The sequence below is a fragment of the Neobacillus mesonae genome (assembly GCF_001636315.1).
Taxonomy (GTDB): domain Bacteria; phylum Bacillota; class Bacilli; order Bacillales; family Cytobacillaceae; genus Neobacillus; species Neobacillus mesonae.
This window is the reverse complement of record NZ_KV440949.1, coordinates 5321416-5347204: the sequence shown is the minus strand read 5'-3', so window position 1 is coordinate 5347204 and position 25789 is coordinate 5321416. Positions and strand designations below refer to the sequence as shown.

23 protein-coding genes are annotated in these 25789 nt (G+C 40.5%); 14 read left to right on the top strand and 9 right to left on the bottom strand.

Features of this window, described 5'->3' with window-relative positions:
- The first annotated feature begins 16 nt into the window (after positions 1–16).
- Complete coding sequence (locus A6749_RS25220; protein ID WP_066399040.1) at positions 17–1210, top strand: CaiB/BaiF CoA transferase family protein; 1194 nt, start codon at positions 17–19, stop codon at positions 1208–1210.
- A gap of 14 nt (positions 1211–1224) precedes the next feature.
- Positions 1225–1995, top strand: a complete 771-nt coding sequence (locus tag A6749_RS25215; protein ID WP_066399038.1) for a 3-hydroxyacyl-CoA dehydrogenase — start codon at positions 1225–1227, stop codon at positions 1993–1995.
- 51 nt (positions 1996–2046) lie between these two features.
- Here A6749_RS25215 and pabB read toward each other — a convergent pair whose 3' ends face one another.
- Together pabB and A6749_RS25205 are read right to left on the bottom strand one after the other, a co-directional pair.
- Positions 2047–3786, bottom strand: coding sequence for an aminodeoxychorismate synthase component I (gene pabB / locus A6749_RS25210; protein WP_066401183.1), 1740 nt, complete (start codon positions 3784–3786; stop codon positions 2047–2049).
- A gap of 6 nt (positions 3787–3792) precedes the next feature.
- Complete coding sequence (locus A6749_RS25205; protein ID WP_066399036.1) at positions 3793–4368, bottom strand: anthranilate synthase component II; 576 nt, start codon at positions 4366–4368, stop codon at positions 3793–3795.
- 120 nt (positions 4369–4488) lie between these two features.
- Here A6749_RS25205 and A6749_RS25200 point away from each other — a divergent pair, with 120 nt between their 5' ends.
- Positions 4489–5055 (top strand): hypothetical protein, encoded by a 567-nt coding sequence (locus A6749_RS25200; protein ID WP_066399033.1) that lies wholly within the window; start codon positions 4489–4491, stop codon positions 5053–5055.
- A 97-nt stretch (positions 5056–5152) separates the two neighbouring features.
- Here A6749_RS25200 and A6749_RS25195 read toward each other — a convergent pair whose 3' ends face one another.
- Complete coding sequence (locus A6749_RS25195) at positions 5153–6739, bottom strand: acetolactate synthase large subunit (protein ID WP_066399029.1); 1587 nt, start codon at positions 6737–6739, stop codon at positions 5153–5155.
- A 173-nt stretch (positions 6740–6912) separates the two neighbouring features.
- Between A6749_RS25195 and A6749_RS25190 the strand changes: the two genes are divergently transcribed.
- On the top strand, positions 6913–7305 hold the full coding sequence (locus A6749_RS25190) for a hypothetical protein (RefSeq protein ID WP_066399027.1): 393 nt from the start codon (positions 6913–6915) through the stop codon (positions 7303–7305).
- A 118-nt stretch (positions 7306–7423) separates the two neighbouring features.
- Positions 7424–7909, top strand: a complete 486-nt coding sequence (locus A6749_RS25185; RefSeq protein WP_066399024.1) for a nitroreductase family protein — start codon at positions 7424–7426, stop codon at positions 7907–7909.
- A 485-nt stretch (positions 7910–8394) separates the two neighbouring features.
- Here the strand turns inward: A6749_RS25185 and A6749_RS25180 are convergent, their stop codons facing one another.
- Both A6749_RS25180 and A6749_RS25175 read right to left on the bottom strand, forming a co-directional pair.
- Positions 8395–9738 carry a TldD/PmbA family protein gene (locus tag A6749_RS25180; RefSeq protein ID WP_066399021.1) on the bottom strand — a complete coding sequence of 448 codons (1344 nt, stop codon included), beginning with the start codon at positions 9736–9738 and terminating at the stop codon, positions 8395–8397.
- A gap of 3 nt (positions 9739–9741) precedes the next feature.
- Positions 9742–11130, bottom strand: a complete 1389-nt coding sequence (locus A6749_RS25175) for a TldD/PmbA family protein (protein ID WP_066399018.1) — start codon at positions 11128–11130, stop codon at positions 9742–9744.
- A 291-nt stretch (positions 11131–11421) separates the two neighbouring features.
- Here A6749_RS25175 and A6749_RS25170 point away from each other — a divergent pair, with 291 nt between their 5' ends.
- The 3 genes from A6749_RS25170 to A6749_RS25160 all read left to right on the top strand — a co-directional run bounded on the left by A6749_RS25170 (position 11422) and on the right by A6749_RS25160 (position 15083).
- Positions 11422–12414, top strand: coding sequence for a TAXI family TRAP transporter solute-binding subunit (locus tag A6749_RS25170; protein WP_066399015.1), 993 nt, complete (start codon positions 11422–11424; stop codon positions 12412–12414).
- 178 nt (positions 12415–12592) lie between these two features.
- Positions 12593–13117, top strand: coding sequence for a DUF1850 domain-containing protein (locus A6749_RS25165; protein ID WP_066399009.1), 525 nt, complete (start codon positions 12593–12595; stop codon positions 13115–13117).
- Positions 13104–15083 (top strand): TRAP transporter permease, encoded by a 1980-nt coding sequence (locus tag A6749_RS25160; RefSeq protein WP_066399005.1) that lies wholly within the window; start codon positions 13104–13106, stop codon positions 15081–15083. Before A6749_RS25165 ends, A6749_RS25160 begins: the two co-directional genes overlap by 14 nt.
- Before the next feature lie 43 nt (positions 15084–15126).
- On the opposite strand, the gene A6749_RS25155 is transcribed toward A6749_RS25160, so the two are convergent.
- The 4 genes from A6749_RS25155 to A6749_RS25140 all read right to left on the bottom strand — a co-directional run bounded on the left by A6749_RS25155 (position 15127) and on the right by A6749_RS25140 (position 18208).
- Complete coding sequence (locus tag A6749_RS25155) at positions 15127–15315, bottom strand: alpha/beta-type small acid-soluble spore protein (protein WP_066398998.1); 189 nt, start codon at positions 15313–15315, stop codon at positions 15127–15129.
- A 106-nt stretch (positions 15316–15421) separates the two neighbouring features.
- Positions 15422–16543, bottom strand: coding sequence for a CAP domain-containing protein (locus A6749_RS25150; RefSeq protein ID WP_330220455.1), 1122 nt, complete (start codon positions 16541–16543; stop codon positions 15422–15424).
- 173 nt (positions 16544–16716) lie between these two features.
- Entirely contained in the window at positions 16717–17130 is a 414-nt protein-coding gene (locus A6749_RS25145; protein WP_084797978.1) for a hypothetical protein, read from the bottom strand.
- Between the two features lie 97 nt (positions 17131–17227).
- Entirely contained in the window at positions 17228–18208 is a 981-nt protein-coding gene (locus A6749_RS25140; protein ID WP_066398988.1) for a 2-hydroxyacid dehydrogenase, read from the bottom strand.
- 424 nt (positions 18209–18632) lie between these two features.
- Between A6749_RS25140 and A6749_RS25135 the strand changes: the two genes are divergently transcribed.
- From A6749_RS25135 to A6749_RS25110, 6 genes are all read left to right on the top strand, one after another.
- Positions 18633–20078, top strand: coding sequence for an APC family permease (locus A6749_RS25135; RefSeq protein WP_066398986.1), 1446 nt, complete (start codon positions 18633–18635; stop codon positions 20076–20078).
- Positions 20079–20221: 143 nt separating this feature from the next.
- A complete protein-coding gene (locus tag A6749_RS25130) occupies positions 20222–21409 on the top strand; it encodes an aminotransferase-like domain-containing protein (RefSeq protein ID WP_066398983.1) in 1188 nt (395 codons plus the stop codon).
- 276 nt (positions 21410–21685) lie between these two features.
- Complete coding sequence (gene ftsZ / locus A6749_RS25125; protein WP_084797977.1) at positions 21686–23014, top strand: cell division protein FtsZ; 1329 nt, start codon at positions 21686–21688, stop codon at positions 23012–23014.
- A 94-nt stretch (positions 23015–23108) separates the two neighbouring features.
- Positions 23109–24131, top strand: coding sequence for a phosphotransferase enzyme family protein (locus tag A6749_RS25120; protein WP_066398981.1), 1023 nt, complete (start codon positions 23109–23111; stop codon positions 24129–24131).
- 144 nt (positions 24132–24275) lie between these two features.
- Positions 24276–25259 carry a proline dehydrogenase family protein gene (locus tag A6749_RS25115; protein WP_066398976.1) on the top strand — a complete coding sequence of 328 codons (984 nt, stop codon included), beginning with the start codon at positions 24276–24278 and terminating at the stop codon, positions 25257–25259.
- A 265-nt stretch (positions 25260–25524) separates the two neighbouring features.
- On the top strand, positions 25525–25710 hold the full coding sequence (locus A6749_RS25110; protein WP_066398973.1) for a hypothetical protein: 186 nt from the start codon (positions 25525–25527) through the stop codon (positions 25708–25710).
- Positions 25711–25789: the final 79 nt, after the last annotated feature.

Below are 25789 nucleotides of genomic sequence, written 5' to 3'. Positions count from 1 at the left end.
AATTGGAGGGTACGCAGTGGGGATCTTAACAGGATTAAAGATTTTGGATTTCTCAACTCTTCTTCCCGGACCATTTGCAACGATGATGCTTGCTGATATGGGAGCAGAGGTTATCAAAGTAGAGTCGCCAACTCGTGAGGATTTAACAAAGCATCTGCCTCCAATCGATGGTGAGGTGTCAGCGGCATTTGCCCATCTTAATCGCTCAAAGCGGTCATTGGCTTTGGATTTGAAAAAAGAAGAGGCGAAAGAGATTGTATACCAACTTGTCCAGGAATACGATATTGTGGTTGAACAGTTCCGACCTGGCGTTATGGAACGACTGGGAATAGGCTATGAAAAATTAAAGCAAATCAATCCTAAGGTCATCTTTTGTTCGATTACCGGCTATGGCCAAACAGGACCGCTGCGGAACCGGGCAGGGCATGATATCAATTACTTGTCTTTAGCAGGTGCTTCCAGTTATTCTTCAAGGAAAAATCAAGCACCGGTTCCGGCAGGTATACAGGTTGCAGATCTTGCTGGGGGATCCATGCCTGCGGTGATTGCGATTTTAGCTGCTGTTTACCATCGGGGGCAAACCGGGGAAGGTCAATATATTGATATCAGTATCACAGATGCAGTGTTTTCCTTAAATGCCATGTTTGGTTCCGGATACTTGGCTGAGGGAATAGAACCCGAGCCGGAATCATTATTATTAAATGGCGGTATTTTTTACGATTATTACGAAACGAAAGATCATCGTTATTTCTCAGTGGGGAGCCTGGAACCGCCATTTCAAGAAAAATTATGTACGCTTATCGGCAATCCTGACTTAATCAAATTGAGCAGCAGCCAGCGAGAGGAAGATCAGCAGGTTTTTAAAAAGATTCTAACAAAGTCTTTTAAAGAGAAAACATTTAATGAATGGCTTGAAATCCTTGGAGAGGATTTTGATGGTTGTGTTGAACCTGTATTACGCTTTTCGGAATCAGTGGAACATCCACAAATAAAAGCAAGGGAAATGGTCGTTTCGGTCCCTAAAGCAGAAGGCGGCAGTCAACAGCAGATTGCATTCCCGATTAAATTTTCATCTCAGCCAGCACAGTACCGTTTCGCAGGTGTACAAACCGGCGAGCATTCAGAGGAATTATTGAAAGAAGCCGGTTATAACATGGAAACGATTCAAGCTTTATCAAATAAAGGCATTTTTGGACTGAAAAATAAATAGAAGGAGTGATGTAAATGGATTTAAAAGATAAAGTGGCAATTGTAACCGGAGGAGCCTCCGGTTTAGGCCTAGCAACGGTAACAAGATTAGTAGATAAAGGTGCTAAGGTAGTTATTTTTGATCTCAATGAAACAAAAGCAAAGGAAGCCGTTGAACAATTAGGAGAGAATGTACATTACGCAATTGTCAATGTTGCGGATGATGAATCCGTTCAAAAAGGAATAAGTCAAGCAATCGAGGCATTTGGGGCTATTCATATTTGTGTAAATTGCGCTGGTGTTGGCACCCCGGGGAAAACGATTGGGAAGAAGGGGGTCTTACCGCTGGAGGATTTCAATAGAGTCATCGGAATTAACCTAATAGGGACGTTTAATGTGTTACGATTAGCAGCAAATGAAATGAAAAATAATGAGCCGCTTACAGACTCCGGTGAAAGAGGAGTAATTATTAATACTGCATCGATCGCCGCTTTTGATGGTCAAATGGGTCAGGCTGCCTATGGGGCAAGTAAAGCCGGAGTGGCTGGGATGACGCTGCCTGTTGCCAGGGATTTATCGGAATTTGGTATCCGCGTTAACACGATTGCGCCGGGATTGTTTAAGACGCCTATGGCGGATTCTTTATCTGAAAAGGTCATCAAGAAACTATCGGAAAGTGTGGAGTTTCCAAAGCGATTGGGACGTCCGTCCGAATATGCAGAATTGGCAACGTTTATCATGGAACATGAATATTTAAATGGAGAAGTAATTCGTTTAGATGGCGGAATTCGGATGTCGCCGAGATAATAAATATCTGTACAAGGTCAGTCCATTAAAAGACTGACCTTGTACAGATATTTAGTTTACCAATTCTATCTCGACCCATTTCCTCACACTATTAATAAACCAAATTTTAGTGCAAGTTTGCAGGTCTTGTACGGTTAATGTTTTCTCCTGAATGTCACCATTTATTAATAACATTTCTCGAAAAGTTCCCGCTAACAGGCCATTGCTTACCGGTGGTGTCCAAAACTTCCCATCAATCTCCAACACAACATTTCCGTTCGTGAATTCCGTCAGTTCGCCATCCTCATTCCAAAGGAGAACATCGAATACATCCGCAGGCTTTTTGTTCTGAAATTGCGAATAGACTTCACGATTGGTTGTTTTATGATAGAGGAACGGATTGTTTTGATCAAGCGGTTTGTCAGCTAGAATCACCTTCAAAGGTGCGTTCATTGGTGAAATCTCCGCACCCTCGATAACAATTTTTCCAGCTCTTGCAGTTAAAAGACGAACTTTAAACATCCCGGTGGAATGATGACTCGAAAACTCCAACAACGACTTTTTAACATTCTCAATACTCACCTTAAAGCCAAAATAATGAGCCGATTTATTCAACCGTGCCAGATGCTCTTCTAATAAAAAATACTCCCCATTGTCCAGGAGCAAGCTTTCCAGCAATTGAAATTCAGGACGATTTTCTCTAAGTAATTTGGCTTTTGCCAAAACTTCTTCATATTCTCCTGCAGTCGTAGAATCCCAGGTAATGCCCCCACCGACACCATAAGTCGCCCGCCCAGATTGATGGTTGATAATCACTGTTCTAATCGGGACGTTAAAAACAGCCTCTTTTTCAGGTGTAATATAGCCAATGGCACCGCAATATACCTCTCGGGGTGCCGACTCAAGGTCAGTAATGATACTCATCGTACTAATCTTTGGGGCGCCAGTAATCGAACCGCATGGAAAAAGCGCCTTAAAAATTTCCACCAAATTCACCTTTGCAGAAATTTTTGCCGTTATGGTAGAAGTCATTTGGTGGACGGTAGGGTATTGTTCAATTTCAAATAGTTTTGGAACAGTAACTGTTCCCGGCTCGGCAATCATTCCCAAATCATTCCGCAGCAAGTCCACAATCATCAAATTTTCGGCACGGTTTTTTTCGGAATGATACAGCCATTCGGCATTTGCTTCATCCTCGGCGAATGACGTACCTCTTTGAATCGTTCCCTTCATTGGCCTAGTCGTAATTTTGTTACCTTCAACCCGAAAAAATAGTTCTGGTGAGGCCGATAAAATACTCTGGTCGCCCGTGTTAATGTAGGCACAATAGTTGGAGGACTGAGCCCGTTTCAACGTTTCAAAAAAAGCAATATCATCACCTTGGAACTGAGAATGCAGGCGGATCGTATAATTGGTTTGATAGGTATCACCACATTCAATCGCTTGTTTAATGGACGAAATCGCCCGGTTATATTCATCCATGTCAACGGACGGATTCCATTCGCTTACTTGGTACACACCGTTACTAACTAGCGGCCCTTCTACAGGTTCTGAAAAGATTCCAAACCAAAGAAGGGGCATCTCGGTGCAGTCCTTAACTCGAAAAGCAGGGTCAAAGGCGGGGGCGCTTTCGTAAGATAAAAAGCCGGCAGCATAATAACCTTGTTCCACCGCTTCCTGCACAAGTTGAAAACAAGGGAGGACCTCGTTTATTTTATATGTTGCAATAACCTTAAAAGGTTCCTTAAATGTAAACGGTCTTATTTTCCCGTTCGAATCAGCAAATTCAAAAGATAAAAGGGGTTGTTTCATTTCCATTTACATGTTCTCATCCTTTTTAAAAAAATTCTTCAGCATTTGTAAGCCGTATTCGGTCATGATGGATTCCGGATGGAACTGAACACCTTCGACTTTAAATTGCTTATGACGCAGTGCCATGATTTCCCCGTCCTCACTTCTTGCACTGACTTCGAGGCAGGAGGGGAGGGAAGCTTCCTCGACAATTAGTGAATGATATCTGGTAACCTTCAGCGGCGAAGGGATTTCTTGAAAAACTCCTTTTTGATCATTGGTGATCATAGAGATTTTTCCATGCATCGGTTTAAGCGCCTTTATCACCTTCCCGCCAAACACTTGGGCAATTATTTGTTGTCCCAGGCATACACCTAATATAGGAATTTCTTGATAAAATCGCTTGACAATGTCGATGCAAAGTCCGGATGTGTCAGGGTTTCCGGGACCAGGTGATAATAGAATATAATCCGGCTGTAGTTCTTCAATATCTTTAATAGTCAGCTGGTCATTTCGTCGTACGACCACTTCTTCACCAATGGTCCGAATGTATTGTACTAGATTAAATGTAAAAGAATCATAGTTGTCAATGACTAAAATCACTGTGTAATGGCTCCGTTTCCACTAATTTTTTTCTAGCAAACCTGAGAATACAATAAATTTAAAACCGGTTTGTGTCAATGGCAAAATGGCTAGGAGCCTAAAAGGAGGGTGGAAGAGATTATGTATTTTTTCAAGACCATTTCTGAACAGATTAAGCCTGCACAGACCGATTTTTCAAAAAAGTCCAAAACAAACCGGCTTGTTTTAGCCGCCCTTTTTGCCAGTATAGCCGAGATTCTTCAATCCGCTGGAGGATTTTTGCCGGGAATAGGGTATTTCATCAGCCCATTCGCAACAGCTCCGATTCTTTTATGCTCGATGCTTTCCGTACCACTCGGAGGAATTACCTATTTCCTTACAATTTTATTATTATTGATTCTAGTGCCTAGTGAACTCATTGTCTTTCCATTTGCAACAGGATTATTAGGACTTGGGATTGGCGGCGGTTTCCATTTTTTTAAAAAGAGAATTGCGATTATTAGTAGTGGAGCTATTTTCCTTGCAGCTGGGATATTAACTTTATTATATGGAATAAAATTTCCAGTCTTAGGACCTGCAGTTTCAAGTTCATTTTCATTTCTCGCCAGCAGTGGCATTTTGTTATTTTCCTTCATTTATGCATGGATTTGGGTAGATCTTGGATTATTTCTCTTTAACAGGTTAAAAAAGTTTATCATTGGGTCGTAAAATATGCTCCAATTGCATCATAAAATTCCCCTTAGAATAAGGCTTTTCAATTACATATTTCCATTATGCAGCCGTATTCCTGGGGAAGGGTGAATGCTTAACCTTCAAGGACTGTATCAATTAAGAAAATTTCATTAGGACGTTCCAGCGCTTCTGTTAAAACAGCTTTAAAATCAGCTAGTGTTTTTGCTCTTCGTCCTTGGATGCTGAAGCTGTCCGCTAATTTTGCAAAGTCCGGATTTGTGAAGGCAGCTCCGTAGCTCTCACCGAACTTTTTGTCCATTTGCTGGACCTCCAGCTTTAACACAGAATCGTTTAAGATAATGATGATGAATGAAACACCAAGTCTTTTAGCGGTTTCGATTTCGGAAAAATTCATCATGGCGCCGCCGTCACCGGTAATACAAATGACTGGAGCATCAGGTGCTGCTAACTTTGCCCCGATTGCACCTGGAATGGCGATTCCCATGGAGGCAAGACCATTTGAAATAATCAAACCGTTCGGCTTTTTCGGCTGATAGGTTCTTGCTATGGAAACTTTGTGTGCTCCGACATCAGAAATAATGATGGTATCGTCGTTTGTAAGCCTTTCGATGCTGTGCAGCATATTTTTAATTGTGAAAGTCATGTTTCCGGATTCGGGATTTAAATGATAAGCCGTTTTAATTACTTCCTTAAGATTCCCCGTGGGCTCCCATGGTTTCTTCGTTAGTGATGTTTGGTTAAGCAGCTGCAATGTTTGCTTAATATTTCCTACCAGTTCAACCTTAGCAGGATAATAATCATTCGTTTCCGCCGGCAGTGAATCAATATGTAAAACTGGGATTTTCTTTTTATTCCAATCCTTCGGCAGTTTTTCAACAAAATCAAAGCCGATGACAATTAAGAGGTCAGCTTCTTGAAGACCGGAAAGAACCAAATCATTCTCGTTAAATCCAAAGGTATAGAAATTTTGCGGGTGATCTTTCGGCAGCACGCCCTTTGCCATAAAACTATGAACAGCAGGGGATTCAAGCTGTTCAACTAGAAGTTGAAGCTCAAATACTGCATCCTGCCTTACGACCCCGTTGCCAATCACAAAAAATGGTTTTATATGTTGTTCAATTAACGATTTTGCCGCATAAACAGACTCCATAGCCGGTACGGTGACGGGTAGCGGGCTGACCATTAAAGGCTCATTTGCAATCATTTGCGCGGAAAAATTCTCCGGCAATACAATTGCCGCAGCACCCGGTTTCTCCATGACCGCCGTTCGAAAGGCATTACGGACTGCTGATGGAACGGTCGGTGAGGCTTGAATTTGGGTACACCATTTCGTTACCGGTTCAAATAATTTTACCAAGTCCACATATTGATGCGATTCTTTATGGTGCCGATCAATTCCTGCTTGACCGACCAGAGCAACAACCGGTGAATGGTCCAGCTGCGCACTGGCAATGCCAGTTAACAGGTTAGACGCACCCGGTCCCAGCGTCGATAAGCATACACCGGTCTTTTTCGCTGTCCTTCCGTAAACATCAGCCATAAATGCGGCACCTTGTTCGTGTCTTACATTGATCAACTGAATTTTTGTTGATTTGGATAAAGAATCCGCCAGGTCAAGTGTCTCCGATCCGACGATGCCAAATATATATTCAACACCTTCATTCTCCAAGCATTTTACCAGTACATCTGTTACTTTCATATGTTCTCCTTTCGGGAATGGGAGCCTTTTAGAGTTAGTTTGTGCTATTATTACAGGTACCATTCATTCCAAATGTAACTTGTTGTTCATCTTCCGTTCATATTCGGCCAGTAATATTTTAAGAGAAGATGGAATAAGCCTTTTAGGACTGACAATGAAAGGAAAGATATAGTATGAAGAATTATAGTAATCTTTTATTAAAGTTATCAGCCATATTTGGATTAATTGGAGCTGTTTTGGGAGGTCATATGGCCGGCTCCGGTTCTTATGCGGTACGGCCAATCCATGCGCATATATTAGTGGTAGGGTGGCTGACCCTATTTTCTTGGGCTGTTTATTATCGGGTATTTCAACCGACAAACCGGATTTTGGCGAGGCTTCATGTGTATTCAACAGTAATTGGTTCGATCGGTTTAACAGGAGGTATGGCCTTATATAATTTCCGACCTGGATTTTTACCACAAGCTTTAGAAACAGCCCTATATATCAGCGGGGGAGCGATTTTACTTCTTAGTTTCATATTCTTCTGTTTGCTCGCATTTTTGCAGCGCCCATTAAGTGAATAATTTTAAAAAAATCGGTATTCTGAAAGGGGTGCCGATTTTTTGTCTTTAATGCACCTTATTTGGCTTAGGAGCCATATGATATTACAATGGACATTAAATGAATAGGGAGGAATAGAACTTGAATATGATTGATTTGATTAAATCACGCCGTAATATAAAAAAATTTAAACCGGATGCTATCGATCACAGCCTGATCCAACAGTGGCTCGAGGCCGCCGCTATGGCACCAAATCACCGGATGACGGAACCTTGGGAAATCTATGTGATTGGACCAGAAACAAGGAAAAAAATAAATCATAAAACGAATTTTGGAAATGCGTCTTTTGTAATGGCAGTGTTATCAAGGCACGGAGCGACGAAGGTTGAAACCGATGAAAACGCAGCCGCCACCGCCTGTTTTATTCAGAACTTTAATTTGGCCGCATGGTCGGAGGGAGTTGGGACATTTTGGTCTTCGATCGGTATCTCTGGAAATAACCGCGAGCTACTGCAGGTACCAGAAAATTATGATCTACTCGGAGTAATTGCAGTGGGCTACCCCGAGGAAGTTCCGGAAGCGAAACCGCGCACACCGATGGAAGAGAAAATAAAGTATTTGCCATAATTTAACTGATATGATACTGGTTGCTCTTAGGTAGCATGAAATTGTCTTATAGAAGGGTCCTTTGGGACAAATTGAAGTCATAAAAAAGGTGTTTTTTATAGATTTTTTCAATTCGCTATTAAAAGGTGTAAATTCGCTAATATATAATAAAAAATCGCTAATAAAAGCGTAAAATTCGCTAATATAACCCGAAAAATCGCTAATAGAAAAAGGCTGTTTTCGTAAAATTTGTTGTTTTTGCTTCAGTTTGAACACAAAAAACGGAAACTCCAGGTAAAAATCCACTTTAATAATAGACTTCGAAAATTATCGGCGAATTTTTAAAGGATATCGGCGAGTCTAGACAATTTATCGGCGAATCTTTCATTTTATCAGCGAATTTCACCAATTTATCGGCGAATCAAAAAACAACAATCTTTTACAATAGAGCCTAGAAAAAAAGCAGATTTACGCAAACTGCGCAAATCTGCTTTTAAAAGAAGACCTTACTCCACCGTAACCGACAAAGATTTCACCAACATTGACGGAGCCCCAACCGGTGACAGCGGAAAGATTAAATCAGCGCCAATTTCTTTAACATCAAGAAGCAGCTGAAAAAAATTGCCTGCAATTGTCATTAAATTAACCGGATACTGAACCTTTCCGTCTTTTACATAAAACCCGTTAGCTGCGACGGAAAAGTCCCCGGAAACCTCATTCGTTCCCGAATGCAATCCGGAAAGATTCGTAATAAACACGCCCTCATCCATTGAAGCCAGCAATTCCTCAAAAGGAACTTCCGAAGGTTGAATATACAGATTTGACGGTCCAACCTTGACAGCGCTTTTATAGGAATCTTTATGAGCATGCCCTGTCGTTTCGGTTTGTTCTTTTTTCGCTGTTTTTTGGTTATGAAGAAGGGAGGAAAGCACTCCAGATTCGACCAATGTCAGTTTCCTTGAAGCAACACCCTCGCTGTCAAACGTTCTACTGGCAAGGCCGCCCTCCAGAAAAGGGTCATCAACAATGGAAATCTTTTCGGCAGCAATCTTCACCCCAAGCTTATCCTTTAACGACGAAATGCCGGCCTGTGTTTTTTCTGCGGAAAAATTAGATGAGAAAACTGAAAATAGGCTAGCAGCTGCATCATTCCTCAATAGTACCGGATAATCCTTGCTTGCAATATTTCTTGATCCAATTTGCGAAAGCACCTCATCAGCCGCTTTTTTCCCTACTTCCTTCGCATCTAGCTCTTGAAAATCTTTTGTTACTTGAAAGGAGAAAGCTGATTTTGTATCCTCGCCATCTTTGGCAATAACTTCGACCATTAGATATAAATAATTCATTCGGTCCGAAAGAGTTAATCCTTTGTTATTGACTAAATTTCTCGTAACTGACTCAGACTTAATCATGCAATAATCGGTCGCTGTAATTCGAGGATCGGCAGTCAAAATTTCACGTTCTACATCTTTAATAAACTGAATTTTTTCCGGAATCGTGACGTTATTTAAGACTTCCGAGAAAAAGTTCCGCTCGTCATAGTGTTCGCTTCCGGCAAAGATTTCTTCCACATCTTCTTCATTCATAATTCGTGTATTTTCTTTTGCACTTTTTAACAAGAAGGAGATGGAGGCGACATCAATTTTCTCGGAATAGGCGTAGCCCATTTTGCCATCAAACATCCCGCGGAAGGAGACACCGCCATCTTCAGCGATTTCATACTGGTCAATTTCACCTTGATAAACCTGACAGCCAAATACTTCTTTGTTTTCATAGTACATTTCCACATCTGAAAAACCGCTTGCTTGAGCCGCTTCAAATAGCTTGGATTGAAATTCCTGTAGATTCATTGCTTATTCCCCCTTTGTCCCGCCGACAGTAATTTCGCTGACACGGATCATCGGCTGGCCGACATTTACCGGAATGCTTCCGCTTAAGGCTCCGCACATGCCCGCACCATGGCCTAAATTATTGCCCACCATATCCACAAGCTGCAAAGTTTTTGGTCCATTTCCAATTAACGTTGCACCCTTTAATGGCTTGCCGAGCTTTCCATTTTTTACTTCATACGCTTCCATGATTGCAAAGTTGTAATCACCGGAAGCAGGATTCACCTGACCGCCACCCATATATTTTGCATAGAGGCCATGTTCGGTATTGGCGATAATTTCTTCAGGCGTTGATTTTCCTGGCGCTATATAAGTATTAGTCATCCTTGAGGTAGGGGCAAAACGGAAGGATTGGCGTCTTCCTGAGCCGGTTGATTCCATCCCCATCCGGCGGGAATTAAATTTATCGATTAAGTAACCAGTTAGAATACCATTTTCAATGAGCACATTTTTCCGTGCCTTTTCGCCTTCATCATCAATATTGATAGAGCCCCATTCATTTGTCAGGGTACCGTCATCAATGTATGTTACAATTTCCGGTGCCACTCTTTCGCCCAGTCGGCCCGCAAATATGGAGTTGTTTTTTGCTACTGCAGTTGCTTCCAAGCCATGTCCACAGGCCTCGTGGAAAATAACTCCGCCAAATTCATTATCAATGATAACCGGGAATTTTCCGCTGGGACAAGGGCTGGCATCGAGCATGGTCACTGCAATTCGCGCGGCTTCATTGGAATAGTGTTCGAGATTTAAATTTTCAAAGAACTCGAATCCCTGGTGAGCTCCAGGGCCATAAAAGCCTGTTTCCATTTTGTTATCACGGACCGCTACTGCTTGAATCGCAAGCCTTGAGCGAAGCCGCTTATCTTCAACCCATTTTCCCTCAGAGTTGGCAATCATCACATTTTGTTCTTCATCCATGAAGCGGACGGTTACTTGAGAAATACTAGAGTGATAGCTTTTTGCCGTATCATACGCCTTCAGCATGACCGCTGCTTTACGCGATTTATCAACTTCATGGGGCAGAAGCTGGACAGGATGAATCGTTTCTATTGTTTCATGTTTTAACGGAGCTAACTGAATCAGTTTGTTTCCGCTAATCGCTTGTGCCGCATTATTTGCTGCCTTAAGCAGTCCTTCCTGGGTATGGTCGGTTGTATAAGCATAAAAGCTTTGCAAGCCCATAAACACGCGAATGCCGATGCCAAAATCACGGCCAGTTAAACAGGTTTCAATTTTGCCGCTTTGAAGGGTGAAATTATTCGTAAAACGATCTTCAACGAAAACTTCTGCAAAGTCACCGCCCGTCGACAAAGCCGCTGTCAATACATCCTCAATTAAAGATTTACTTAGCACAATCAGACCTCCTATATCTTTTTAAAAAATAGCAAGATTCAGACTCTTATAGTTAGAATCTGCCTTATGAGTGGTACGTAATCATCATACAACATTTTTTAATAAAATGGTTAATTTTACCTTACACTAGACAAATATACTTCTAGAAAAATTTATTTATAGGAATATATACCTATCATTCCAGCAAATATGGCATTCGCCTAATAGTAAGAAACTATTGTAATTATTGACAATGTTTTATCGTATTACTACAATATAATTGCACGGACATTTTAGAAAAGGGGGATTATTATGAAAAAGAGAAGATTTCTATTATCATTGGTGTTTCTTTTAGCTTTCTCTATGATTCTATCAGCCTGCAGCAGTAAAGAAACAGGCGGCGAAAAGGATGGAGGAAAGAGTGAAGAAAAGCCGAAATTTATGAGTATTCTTACAGGTGGAACTGGTGGAACGTATTACCCACTTGGAGGTTCTTTTGCCAAAATCATTAAAGATGCTACCGGCATTGATACAAACGCTGAAACAAGCGGTGCGTCTGCTGAGAATATGACGACTTTAAAGAAGGGTGACGGCGAGCTTGCATTCACTCAAACCGACATTGCTTCTTACGCAAGTGAAGGTAAATTAATGTTTAAGGATAACGCAGTCGACAATATTAAAGCGATTGCAACACTTTATCCTGAAACCATTCAAATTGTAACAACTGAAAAGTCTGGAATTAAATCCGTGCAAGATTTAAAAGGCAAAAAGGTATCAGTTGGAGCTCCTGGCTCTGGTACAGCAGCTAACGCTGAACAGATTCTTGAAGCTTATGGTTTAACTTTCAGCGACATTAAGAAGCAGGACCTTTCATTTGATGAATCAACACAAGGTATCCAAGATGGAACCATTGATGCTGCTTTCGTAACAGCTGGTACACCAACCGGTGCAGTGGAAGGGCTTTCAGCAACTGAAAAAGTTGTCATCGTTCCACTTGATCAAGATAAAATCGATGCCATCATCGCTAAGTATCCATACTACATTAAAGAAGAAATTCCTTCCGGTACATACGGAATGGCAAACGCGGTACCAACTGTAGCCGTACAAGCGATGTTAGTAGCGCGCAGTGATTTGTCTGAACAAACTGTTTATGATATCACAAAAGCTATTTTTGAAAACCTTGATAAAGTGACACATGCTAAAGGAAAATTAATCAAAGTTGAAAACGCTCTAAATGGTGTTGGAATTGATGTACACCCAGGAGCAAAAAAATACTTTGATGAGAAAGGTGTAAAAGCACAATAAACAGCTTTTACATCGAAGACAAGCGGTGACCGGCTGAACTAGCCGGTCTCGTTTGCTTAAAACTTCAACTTGGATGATATTTCCACTTCTCGCAATAATAGTGAGAAAATACTCACTATTATTTTAATAGAGTATTTCTTCTCATGTTCGGAACCCGTCTGTAAAGCCAGGAGGAAAAATGAAAAAAAGTACATTCATCATCACGTTATGTTCAGTCCTATTTGTATTGTCTGTTGTATTTGCATTCATTCCTCTCCGGCAGGCACTTGTCATTGAGCCTAGAGATCCATCTTTACGGCTAGCCTATATTCCAATGAAAGAAGAAGCCTATTTCAAAATTAAATATACCCATTCGATTCATTTAACAGATGTGGTGGAGAGCTACAAAATTTTACCCGATCGGAAGATTCAGCAATATGAACTGATGTATGAGGATTTTTCAATTGGGATGCCATCTGATTCGGAAGATGGCGAAACATTTGTCCAAGAAAACGGAAAATATTACATCAAGAATATGAAGCGCATCTTCCCATCCTTTTACATACGGATTGGACAGGTTCGTGCAAATCATCGACTTATTTACCACAAGAGGGAATATCCATTAGCCAAGATCATAAAACCCGGAGCTTCCGTAAAAATCGAAGTGCGGAAGCTAAGCTTTGTTCAACAATTGAAAGGAGTGAACATCCTTGAGTCATTTTGATGGGACTTTATCACAAGAGAAACAGCAGGAGCTTTTGGAAAAATTTGATCCAGAGTCCGGAACTAGAAAACTAAGAGGAATGTTTCATTGGATTGTATTTGCCATTTTATTAGCATTTTCACTATTCCAGCTTTATACAGGGGTATTCGGTGTTTTGACCGCACAGCTGCAGCGTACAATTCACTTGGGTTTTGCCCTTGCACTAATCTTTTTATTGTTTCCAGCCCGTAAGAAAAATCGGGGAAAGGTACATAAAGTTGCTTGGTATGATATCATTCTAGCGTTAATTTCGGTCATCATAGGTGCCTATTGGCCGGTAATGATTGATACCTTAGTATTAAGACCAGGTACCTTAGCCGGTCTTGATTTTTATGTCGGCTTAGCGGCAATTATTTTAGTCTTAGAAGCAACAAGACGTGCAGTAGGTTTGCCAATCACGATTATTGCGCTTGTTTTTATCGGGTATGCCTTGTTCGGCCCATATATGCCGGGATTTATCGCCCATCGTGGACTTGATTTGGAACGGTTAGTTCAAACCATGTTTTTCACAACAGAAGGGATCCTAGGTACACCGCTCGCAGTATCGTCTACGTTTATCTTTTTATTCTTATTATTTGGTTCGTTTCTAGTCAAAACAGGAGTAGGACAATACTTTAATGACCTTGCTGTTGCTGTCGCGGGAAGAAGCATCGGCGGTCCGGCAAAGGTTGCGGTTTTCTCCAGTGCTCTACAAGGGACAATCAGCGGAAGCTCTGTTGCAAACGTAGTTACTTCCGGTTCTTTTACAATTCCAATGATGAAAAAGCTTGGCTATAAAAAAGAATTCGCAGGTGCAGTTGAAGCGGCTGCTTCAACAGGCGGACAGCTAATGCCGCCAGTTATGGGTGCTGCGGCTTTCTTAATGGCTGAGTTTATTGGCGGCGGAATCACTTATTGGGATATCGCCAAGGCAGCGGCAATCCCGGCAGTTCTTTATTTTGCAGGTATATGGATCATGACGCACTTTGAAGCAAAACGAATTGGTCTTCGCGGCTTAACGAAGGAAGAAATGCCAAATCGGAAAGAAGTTCTAAAGAAGATTTATTTGCTTATTCCGATTTTAGCAATCGTCGTCTTGATGATGACTGGTACAAGTGTAATGATGGCAGCTCTATGGTCAATTGTTATTACAGTATTGGTCAGTGCGATTAAAAAGGAAACGCGAATTGGATTAATTGGAATTATTGAAGCCTTGGTAGACGGGGCTCGTTCTGCACTAGGCGTTGCAGCAGCAACAGCTTGTGCAGGGATCATTGTCGGCGTTGTGACGAAGACAGGATTAGGTTTGAAAATGGCGAACGGCTTAATTGATTTAGCGCATGGATATTTACTGCCAACACTGATCTTAACGATGGTTACTTCCTTGATTTTAGGGATGGGTTCACCTACAACTGCCAACTACGTTATTACATCAACGATTGCGGCTCCAGCGATTATTTTATTAGGAGTTCCTGATCTATCGGCTCACTTGTTCGTGTTCTATTTCGGTATTATCGCCGATATTACACCGCCAGTAGCTCTAGCTGCTTTTGCTGCTTCAGCGATTTCCGGCGGAGAGCCGTTCCGAACGGGGGTTAACTCGTCGAAACTCGCAATAGCGGCGTTTATCATCCCGTACATGTTTGTCCTTTCACCTGAATTGTTAATGATTAATACTACATGGTATTATTTAATTTGGGTTGTTTTCACTGCGTTCATTGGGATGCTGATTATCGGTGCAGGGGTCATGGGATTCTGGTATCGGAAATTACATTGGATTGAACGGATTCTAGCAATCGGAACAGGGTTATCGTTAATTTATCCTGAAAAAATCAGTGACATCATCGGTTTGGTGTTATTTGTTGGCCTGCTTGCTCTGCAATTCATTTATAAAGGCGGGCAGACTCCGAAGATTGAAAAAGATCAAGGGAAAAACGTTGAAGCTTAATATTAAAAAGGCCAGCCCCGTATAAACGGGACTGGCCTTTGTGTTATTGCTGTCTTTTCATTGCTTGTTCTCCGAGGGCGACAAGACGCTTCGTCATTTCGCCGCCTACAGAGCCATTCGCTCGTGCGGTCGTTTCAGCACCAAGCTGCACTCCAAACTCGCCCGCGATCTCTTCCTTCATTTGATCTAGAGCATTTCCTGCACCAGGAACCAATAGTTTGTTTCTAGCCACGATACATCACTCCCGAACGAAGTATTGAGCAATTAAATTGCTCGTATATAATATAACCGATTTGAAAATCCTAATTCGTATCATCAAAAATTACAATATTTCACCTTTATTTGGCGTAAAAGTTTTCGGTATAGTAGGGCTGTGATTTATCATTAAACGCTACTCCAATTCCTAAATATTTATAGCCTTTACGCAAAATATTTTCCCGGTGACCCAATGAATTCATTAACCCTTCATGGGCAAAAATACTGCTCAGCTGACCATAAGCAAGGTTTTCTCCGGCCAAATAAAAGATGATATGATCTTCCTTCATTCGGTCAAAAGGGGATTGCCCTTTAAGGTTGGTGTGATCAAAATACTGATTGACCGCCATATCCGAGCTGTGCTTACGGGCTGTTTGTCTTATATGCTCATCCCACGTAAGGGTAGAGAGCTTATGTTCGACTCTCGCTGCATTGGTTAAATCAAACAGCTGATATTCAAAGCCTTCTTTTAATTGGGAGCTTGCCTTTGTGTAAAGGTCTGTTTTCTTTTGTTCCATGTCTTTTGTAATCAGCTGCATAGCCGTTACGGTATTCCCTTCGTGTTTATCATAAAAAACGGTGATGTATACACTATCCTTTAAAAAGACATCGTAATCACTGTTTTGATCTAACTGATAAATGATTAAACCTTTTTGTATTTTGGTTAATGGTTCTCCGAATTTAGCACGAACAGTCTCTTTAGGAGTCCCTAGTTTGATTCCAAGTTTAGATGAAATTAAATTCTGGTTTGTGTAAAGACCGGCTGCTTTATTATGCTGGTCATACATGACCATAAAAAAGTTGCGGTAGTGATCATGGTAGGTGTTCCAGGTTGTTCCGTATTCATTTAACGAAGATCTCTTTGCGGGTCCCAATTTGTGTTCAATCTCAGTTTTAGCTTCTCCAAGTTCGATATTATGAATCGAAAAAACAGCTTGATCAGGGGTCTGCAATTTTAATTTTACATCTTTTTCATTCGTCGGCTGCGGTTTTTCTAATTTGTTATCGAACATCAATAGAACCTGCTGGACTTGATCATATAATTCATCTAGTTTTTTCGAGTTCTCAGGGCTATTTTTGATTGCATCGATTTCAGATTGAATTTGATGGAAGGAATCATTATTTTGGATTTTTTTCTCCATCACTGGCCATGAAAAATATAAAAGGCCAATACATGAAAGCAATAGAATAAAGCGGCCCATCATCTGCACCTCATTTCTAAAAAAGTTGTAACTAGTAGAGTAATATTATTTAAACAATATGTTTATATTGAAAATTTGATTTATGTTTGTATTATTTCCATTTTTAAGAATAAAGAAACCCTCATTTATTAATATGAGGGTTATTTTTGTATAAAGTAGATATTTGTAGTGAAAAATTATGCAATTTGTGTGACTTGGATATAGGAGGAATTCTCTGCATCCCATTTGAAAATTCCATCTTGTAATTGAATAATAGAATCAAACGGGCAGGGGATTGCAGTCTCTGATTCCTTATTTTGTTTAATGGCTTCTAGCAGCATTTCTTTTTTTAATAGAAGTAAATCATTTTTTGAAGCAATCCGTACAACTGTTTGAAGGGAAACTTTTTTCTCGCTAATTCCAAGTTTTACACAGATACTTTTTTGAAAAGCTTTGTTAAACTGAATCATCATATCTAAATCTTTTAAACAAGCCACGCCGAATACGTCTTTAATAACATCGTCATAGCGTAGCTGGTAATCAGTTGCAAATTTAACGATATTTTTTTCGGGATTTTCAAGTATATAAATTTTTTCAATCGCCTTTTTCAAAATTCATCACCCCTTAAACTTTTCCTGGTTCAGTGCTTAAGACTCTTTATTATAACATAGTAATTTTGTAAAGGGTGTTAGAATGTTATACCATTAATTACAATACGCCTAATACGTTTGGATTCACCAGGTTTTTTGGACGTTTGCCGTTTAGTCCAGCCAGTAAATTTTCCACCGCAAGCTTTGCCATCTTTTCCTCTGTTTCAAACGTTGCAGATCCAAGATGCGGTGTTGTTACAACGTTTGGAAACTGAAGAAGAGGGTTATCCATTTTAATTGGCTCGATTTGATATACATCAAGCGCCGCACCGTAAATCTCATTATTTTTTAGTGCTTCAATCAACGCGGCTTCATCAACAGTCCTTCCACGGGAACCATTGACGAATATCGCTGAATTTTTCATTAATTTAAATTCACGTTCACCGATTAAATTTTCAGTTTCAGGTGTAAGAGGGGTCATTAGTACGACAAAATCTGATTTCTTCAGCAATGTATCAAAATCACAATATTCAGCATGATATTTTTCTTCAGCCTCCATGTTCCGGCTGCGGTTATGATATAAAATATTCATATCAAAGCCAAGATGGCCGCGTTTAGCAATCTCCGAACCAATTTTCCCCATCCCAATAATCCCTAATGTTTTATGGTGAACGTCTACGGCGAACTGTTCAGTCGTTAAATAGTGCTTCCAGCTGCCTGTTTTTACAAACCGATCCATTTCAGGTATACGGCGGGCCGCTGCTAAAAGAATGCCGAAAATCGCGTCCGCAGTTGTACCCTCGAGAACACCAGGAGTATTCGTCCCCATCACGCCGCGCTTCGTCATTTCGTCAAGTGATAGGTTATTATAGCCGGTTGAATTATTCGAAACAATTTTTAAATTCGGGGCACAATCCAATAATTCAGCATCCACTGGAAGCGAGAGACCAATGATCCCTTCAGCGTCCTTTAGAGCATCTAAAAAAGCTGGATCAGTTTTAGGATTGATTTTTTCAAAAAATTCCACATCATATTCGTTCTTTAATGGTACAAGAACTTCTGTTAAAACAAAATTATAGGCGATAATTTTTCGTTTCATATTTGAAAGAACTCCTTTCTTCGTCACCATGAAAATTAATCATATTTATGAAATTATATATCTAGTATATTTTACTATTTTAATTTAACAAGACTAATAAAAGAGATTATACGGTCTGAATAATTTGATTATTTAGTATTTACAAATTATTTTACCTACTATACAATAAATGTAAACGCTCCCTCTTTTTAGAGACGTTAAAACTAGGACAATGACTGTTTAGGTTCGACGGCAATTCTCACCGGATTGTTTTCTCGGACCACAGAGCCAGTTACCGCCTTGTTGGATGTACATTATGTCCGGCTTGGTTTGGTCTGGCTTTTTTCGTTTAGAAATTAATTATAAGGAGGTGAAACATCTTTCAACATTATTTTTTCAGCACTAATCAAATTGATAAGCAAATTTTTAAAATGGAGGAGAATATATGAACGATCCGAAATTATTAAAAATTCTAGGTAACAGAGATGTACTAGCGCTTGCCTTTGGTGCCATGATTGGCTGGGGCTGGGTAGTGACCACCGGGTTATGGATTACCGGGGCTGGTTCATTAGGTGCCATTTTAGCATTTGTGATTGGCGGGATTTTAGTTATATTTGTCGGGCTGACATATGCCGAATTAGCTTCCGCTATCCCGCTCGCGGGCGGAGAGCACGTTTATAGTTACAAGGCGATGGGACGGGGAGCTTCGTTTATAACCACTTGGGCGATTATTCTTGGCTATGTATCAGTTGTAGCATTTGAAGCGGTAGCCCTGCCAACTGTGTTTGAATATCTAATTCCAAACTATAGTCAAGGTCACCTTTACACGGTTGCCGGCTGGGATGTAACGATCACTTGGGCTGGTGTTGGAATATTAGGATCCATTTTAGTGACATGGGTTAATTATCGCGGCATTAAGCTGACAACAGCAATTAATTTTATTTTTACACTCTTAATCATCATTGCCGGTGTTCTTTTAATCACTGGAAGCAGCATTGGCGGCAGTACCGAAAATATGAAGCCGTTGTTCGACCATGGCATCAGCGGGCTGTTAACTGTCCTTATTATGACTCCATTCATGTTTGTTGGCTTTGATGTCATACCTCAGGCATCTGAAGAAATTAATTTACCTCAAAAACGAATCGGCCAATTATTAATTCTCTCTGTCATCTTTGCAGTTGTGTGGTATATATCGATCATTTTTGGCGTATCCCGAATTTTAACGCCAGAAGAAATGAATGCGTCTAATCTTGTAACCGCAGATGCGATGGCGAAAGCATTTGGCGGCAGCAAACTAATGGCCAATGTCTTGATTTTAGGCGGAATTGGCGGAATCATCACAAGCTGGATTGGTTTCTATATTGGCGGGAGCCGGGCCATTTATGCCCTTGCTAATGCAGGGATGCTGCCAAAAGCGTTAGGCGAGCTTCATCCCAAATATAAAACCCCTTATAAAGCAATCTTACTAATCGGTGTATTTTCAACGCTGGCGCCATTAATGGGACGTCCTGCTTTAGTATGGCTGGTCGATTCCGGAGGTCTGGGATTAGTCGTTTCATGGTTTATGGTAGCTGTTTCCTTTATTATCCTTAGAAAAAAAGCCCCGACAATGAAACGGCCTTTCAAGCTTAGTGGAGGAACAAAGGTTGGCTGGATAGCCATGTTCATGACATTAGGAATTACTACGCTCTATATGCCGGGAATGCCGTCCGCGCTTGTTTGGCCATATGAATGGGTGATTGTATTCGTCTGGGCTGCCTTAGGAGTCATACTTTATAAAATCTCCGTTCATAAATATGGAAAGAAATATTCCGATGACCATATGAAGGAAGAACTGGCTAGAGTCGTTGAATACGAGGGAGAAGAGGAATTAGAAAGAAAAGATGCATAACCTTTTGCCCTGTTATCTATTTACTTTTCGAAAAATTAAGACAAAATACTTGATTGTTTTGAAAATTGACTTATAATATTTCTATATTAATTTTCTGACTTATTAAAATTAGTCTAAGCAACCAAAAGAAAGAAGGAACATCTATGAAGTACTCATTTGCACCGCTGACAAAAAATTATGAATCCTCCGCTGTTAGAGACATTTTGGCTGTTATCCAAAAGGGAAACGTCATTTCATTTGCGGGAGGACTGCCTGCTGAAGATATTTTTCCGATTGAGGCCGTAAAAAGCGCTTATGAAAAAGTGTTCGCTTCCGGAAACGGATCTTTGCAGTACGGGGCAACTGAGGGTTTTAAGCCTCTAAGAGACGCAATACAAGCGAAAATGGAGCAAAAAGGAATTTACACCACAGCTGATAAAATTCTCGTGACAACAGGATCTCAGCAAACAATTGACTTATTTTCACGAGTTATGCTTGCACCAGGAGATGTCGTCTTGACAGAGGATCCAACATATTTAGCAGCATTACAGGTTTTTCGTTCATATGGCGCTAAGGTTGTCGCTGTAAAGGGCGATGAAAACGGAATGGACCCGGCTGATCTTGAAGCCAAAATGCTTGAGTACTGTCCCAAATTTGTATATGTGATCCCAACATTCTCAAATCCGGATGGCAAGTCATGGAATGACGAACGGCGTCAGCAGCTGTTTGAGCTGGCATTTAAACATGATTGCCTTATTCTTGAAGATGATCCATATGGAGATATCCAGTATCACCAAGACGAAGTGTATCGTCCGATTGCCTCATTCGACCGAGAGCAAACGCATGTAATGTATACAAGTACGTTTTCCAAGTCAGTCGTTCCCGCACTTAGAACCGGCTGGGTTACAGGGCCTGAAGAAGTATTACAATTGATGATTCAAGCAAAACAAATGAATGACCTGCATTCGAGCTCCATCGATCAGCAGGCGCTATACTATTTATTACGGGACTTTGATTTAAATAATCATATCAACATAATCCGAAGTGTCTATTATGAGCGAATGACCATTATGCAAGATTATCTTAATCAGGTAGAGCCTGGCTTATTTAAGTGGAGAGAGCCTAAAGGCGGAATGTTTATCTGGGTTGAAGGTCCGGAACATATTGATACGGGCGCATTACTGGGAGAAGCCGTGAACAAAGGTGTAGCCTTTGTCCCAGGAGCCCAGTTCTACGTTAATGAGCCAAAGCGCAATACTTTCAGACTTAATTTTAGCCACTCAACACCGGAAAAAATCAAGCTCGGTATGGACCGCCTAATGGAAGTGCTGGCATCTGTTCCTGTTGTTTAATTTGGTGCCTGACAACTATTTCAATCACTTATCAAGCTCCTGCAGCGGCGGGAGCTTTTCTTATCGATGTCAAGGTTTAGGAGTTTATGTAACAAAAATGTTTTAATGTAATTAATTTTTGATTAAATGTTAGAAAGTAACCCTATTTTTGTATTATTTGTGTATAATTCTAGTTAATAGATTGTTTATTCAAAAGACATAATGATAGATAGATAGTTAGTTATAGTTTTTTGAATAGTGAAAATGTAATTTGATGAGAGTGGGGAAGAAGAGACAATGTGGGAATTTGATATGGATATAGATCAGGTAGCAAGAATAAAAGTAATTGGAGTTGGCGGCGGCGGAAATAATGCTGTCAACCGAATGATTGAAGATGGGGTACAAGGTGTTGAATTCATCGCAGTTAACACAGATGCACAAGCATTAAAATTGTCAAAAGCAGAAGTAAAAATGCAGATTGGCTCTTCTTTAACGAGAGGCTTGGGTGCTGGCGCTAACCCGGAAATCGGCAGAAGAGCAGTGGAAGAAAGCAAGGCGCAGCTCGAGGAAGCTCTTCAAGGTGCGGATATGGTTTTTGTTACGGCTGGAATGGGCGGCGGAACTGGTACTGGAGCGGCACCGGCAATTGCTCAAATTGCACGTGAACTTGGAGCTTTAACTATTGGGGTTGTCACACGCCCGTTTGGGTTTGAAGGTCATAAGCGCCGTGTAAATGCGACAAGCGGTATTGAAGCAATGAGACAAGCTGTAGATACTTTAATTATTGTTCCAAATGACCGGTTATTACAGATCGTCGATAAAAAGACTCCGATGATTGAGGCATTCCGTGAAGCCGACAATGTCCTCCGCCAGGGTGTCCAAGGGATTTCCGATTTAATCGCCGTGCCTGGCTTGATTAATCTTGACTTCGCTGACGTAAAAACCATTATGTCCAATCAGGGAACAGCGTTAATGGGGATTGGCGCAGCTAAAGGGGAAGACCGTGCAGTTGAAGCAGCCAAAAAAGCAATCTCTAGTCCGCTGCTTGAAACCTCGATTGATGGGGCTCAAGGTGTCTTAATGAATATTACTGGCGGCACGAACTTAAGCTTATTTGAGGTACAAGAAGCTGCAGATATCGTCGCTTCCGCTGCTGATAAAGATTTAAACATGATTTTTGGATCCATTATTAATGAAAATCTGAAAGATGAAATTATGATTACAGTTATTGCAACAGGCTTCACTGCAAAGGAAAGCCAAGCAGCTCGTCAAGCTTCTAATTCGTCTAGAGACACTTTATCGAATAGAGGCTCACAAGGGACATCCATCAGACAGCAAAGACCGAGGGAAGAACGTACTCCATTTTATCAACAGGAACAAAGACATGAAGAGGAGCCTGTACAGCACAATCATTTTTCTAGAAACCAAGATCAAGGGCAGGACCGTTATTACGAACAGCCTGCATATGAGTATGAACAAAGACGGGAACCTGCAGGCCAAACTTGGGAGCAGAATAACTGGGATCAGCAAGAGGAAACTAATCATGATAACAGGAACCATGGCCAGGAAGATGGAAAATTCCTTGATATTCCATCATTTTTACGGAACCGTCGGAGAAATAGGTAATAATTTCTTTTTATATGGAAAAACGCTTGGACATTTATCCAAGCGTTTTTTGCCCGTATTTAACTAAACGAAAGCAGATGGAAGAAGGGTTATCATGAGCATTTTATCAGTGGATCCCTTAGATAAGCTATACAAAAAATTTCATACTATTGCCAATTTAGCAGTTCGCAATTTTCCCTTTTTATCACAGGCTGAAGTAAGTCTTTTGAATTACTCTGAAAATGCCACATTTTTAGTGCGTAATGTGACCGATGCTAAATATGTATTACGTATCAGCAGGCCATATTATCACACCAAGGCAGAACTTGAGAGTGAACTGGCGTGGATACAATCGATATCAGATCATACTTTGATCAAAACTGCCTTGCCGTTTATCGGGTCTAATGGGGAATTTGTTCAAGTGGTCGAATTTGAAAATATCATATATAACTGTACTTTGTTCACATACCTAGAAGGCCAGGCCCCAGATGAGGATCAGGAAGATCAACTAATTCAGCTATTTGAAGTTCTTGGAGAACTGACAGCCAGACTACATATTCACAGTATGGACAATCATACTCGGTTTCAGCGGCTTCAGCGGATGGATTGGAATTATGATTCGATTCTTGGTATAGACGCAAAATGGGGAAGATGGCAGGATGGCTTAGTGATGACGACTGAACGGATTCAGCTATTTGAGCGGGCAGCTGAAAAGATTTGGAATAGACTAGAGCGATTTGGCAAAACCCCCTCAAGATACGGGCTGATTCATTCGGATTTACGTTCCGCCAATTTGCTGGTTCACAATGACCAACTACAAGTCATTGACTTTGATGACTGCGGTTTTGGCTGGTATTTATTTGATTTGGCTGCTTCCCTAAGCTTCATCGAAGATAAACCGTATGTTCCTAAGCTGATCGCCTCGTGGTTGACAGGCTATCGAAAGGTACGGGAGTTGTCACAAGAGGAAGAACTTGAAATTCCAACCTTTATTATGATGCGACGGCTGCAATTAATCGCCTGGATAGGCAGCCGCGACAATGAAACAACCCGGGAACTTGGCAGTAATTTTACTATTCAAACAGACAAACTGGCTCGAAAATATTTGGTGCCTGACACCATTATGGACCATAAATAAAAATACCATTAAAAGCAAATAATAAGCAGAGTAGCTAAAGCTCCAAGGAAATTATATTAAGAAAATTCCTAAAATAAATTTTAATGAAAGCGTATGCTATAATAATTGTATTGCAATTTAATTCATCAATAAGGAGCAATTAGCATGTTAAAAGATCTGTTTATGGGTTTATCGCAAAACCAATTCCTCAATAGTGCTGCTAAGAAATACGGTTTAAAAATGGGAGCACAAAGCGTTGTGGCAGGAACAAATATAGAAGAGGCGATTAAAAGTATAAAAGAACTAAATGCTCATGGGATTTCTTGTACGGTTGATAACCTAGGCGAGTTTGTTTTCCAAAAAGAAGAAGCAACCGCTGCCAAAGAACAAATTCTTAAAGTAATTGAAGCAATTCACGAGAATCAGGTAGATGCTCATATCTCATTAAAACCAACCCAATTAGGGCTTGATATCGATTATACCTTCTGTTTAGAAAACGTAAGAGAAATCGTAGATCTTGCGAACCAATATAATATGTTTGTCAATATTGATATGGAGGATTTCAAACATCTTCAGCCAACATTTGACTTATTAGATGATCTTTCCGTGGAATATGATAATGTCGGTACTGTTATTCAAGCTTATTTTCATAAAGCACTTGAATACTTAGAAAAATACCAGGACTTCCGCGTCCGCCTCGTAAAGGGTGCTTATAAGGAACCGGAAGAAATTGCCTACCAGGATAAGAAAGACATTGACGCGAACTACATTAAACTAATTGAATGGCACTTATTAAACGGTAAATTTACATCCATCGCAACACATGACCATCGAATCATCAATCATGTAAAAGCGTTTGTTAAAAAACATAACATCCCGAATGATAAATTTGAATTCCAGATGCTGTATGGTTTCCGTAAAGAAATGCAATTAAAGCTTGCAAGCGAAGGCTTTAATTTCTGTACCTATGTTCCATTTGGTAATGACTGGTATGGATACTTCATGCGCCGTCTGGCTGAAAGACCACAAAATGTAAATCTTGTAGCAAAACAGGTATTTAACAAGAAAACTAACACCGTACTTGGTGTTGCAGCCGGAGCGTTTTTATTAGGAAGACTGACAAAGTCGCAGAAGAAAAAACGCAAATAAGGGAGCAATAACTAAAACCGCCAGTTGGATTCCAGCAGGCGGTTTTGTTTTTACCAAAAAATAGTTATTGTCAGCTAGTAAACTATTACCCTATTATTTATATGTCATCAATACCAATATATGGGGAGGGTATAGCCCTTTCCTATTTACCTATAAAGGACGATCCCTTTGATGCACAGGCAAATATCAAGTGGCAATTTACTGTACAGAAAAAACAAATGGACACTGCGAATAAAACATGGTGCGAGTTAAACGAGACCGATAAATGCGGGATGTTTTTACGAAAGAAATTGACATCGCCTCACTTGTAAATGGGAAGTATTATATTGGAATTATCACAGTTGATCACAGTAATAAATCGCTCTTCGGCATTCTTTCAACGAGCGGTTCATGGTATAAAGTGAAATACGGGACGAAAACAGTCTATGTTTCAAAAGCCTATATTAAGTAGACGGGCTAAAGACCAGGTAGACCTCTAGAGGCGGACCTGGTCTTTTTATTATGTTTCATCAGTCTAAAGGCCGATTATT

Bases quoted from the DNA above. Each gene is read 5' to 3' on its own strand.
- A6749_RS25130 (WP_066398983.1), top strand. From the start codon at position 20,222: ATGAAGTACTCATTTGCACCGCTGACAAAAAATTATGAATCCTCCGCT.
- A6749_RS25150 (WP_330220455.1), bottom strand. From the start codon at position 16,543: ATGATGGGCCGCTTTATTCTATTGCTTTCATGTATTGGCCTTTTATAT.
- A6749_RS25180 (WP_066399021.1), bottom strand. From the start codon at position 9,738: ATGAATCTACAGGAATTTCAATCCAAGCTATTTGAAGCGGCTCAAGCA.
- pabB (WP_066401183.1), bottom strand. From the start codon at position 3,786: ATGAAACAACCCCTTTTATCTTTTGAATTTGCTGATTCGAACGGGAAA.
- A6749_RS25190 (WP_066399027.1), top strand. From the start codon at position 6,913: ATGAAGAATTATAGTAATCTTTTATTAAAGTTATCAGCCATATTTGGA.
- A6749_RS25165 (WP_066399009.1), top strand. From the start codon at position 12,593: ATGAAAAAAAGTACATTCATCATCACGTTATGTTCAGTCCTATTTGTA.
- A6749_RS25115 (WP_066398976.1), top strand. From the start codon at position 24,276: ATGTTAAAAGATCTGTTTATGGGTTTATCGCAAAACCAATTCCTCAAT.
- A6749_RS25140 (WP_066398988.1), bottom strand. From the start codon at position 18,208: ATGAAACGAAAAATTATCGCCTATAATTTTGTTTTAACAGAAGTTCTT.
- A6749_RS25120 (WP_066398981.1), top strand. From the start codon at position 23,109: ATGAGCATTTTATCAGTGGATCCCTTAGATAAGCTATACAAAAAATTT.
- A6749_RS25170 (WP_066399015.1), top strand. From the start codon at position 11,422: ATGAAAAAGAGAAGATTTCTATTATCATTGGTGTTTCTTTTAGCTTTC.
- A6749_RS25200 (WP_066399033.1), top strand. From the start codon at position 4,489: ATGTATTTTTTCAAGACCATTTCTGAACAGATTAAGCCTGCACAGACC.
- A6749_RS25215 (WP_066399038.1), top strand. From the start codon at position 1,225: ATGGATTTAAAAGATAAAGTGGCAATTGTAACCGGAGGAGCCTCCGGT.
- A6749_RS25110 (WP_066398973.1), top strand. From the start codon at position 25,525: ATGCGGGATGTTTTTACGAAAGAAATTGACATCGCCTCACTTGTAAAT.
- A6749_RS25195 (WP_066399029.1), bottom strand. From the start codon at position 6,739: ATGAAAGTAACAGATGTACTGGTAAAATGCTTGGAGAATGAAGGTGTT.
- ftsZ (WP_084797977.1), top strand. From the start codon at position 21,686: ATGTGGGAATTTGATATGGATATAGATCAGGTAGCAAGAATAAAAGTA.
- A6749_RS25135 (WP_066398986.1), top strand. From the start codon at position 18,633: ATGAACGATCCGAAATTATTAAAAATTCTAGGTAACAGAGATGTACTA.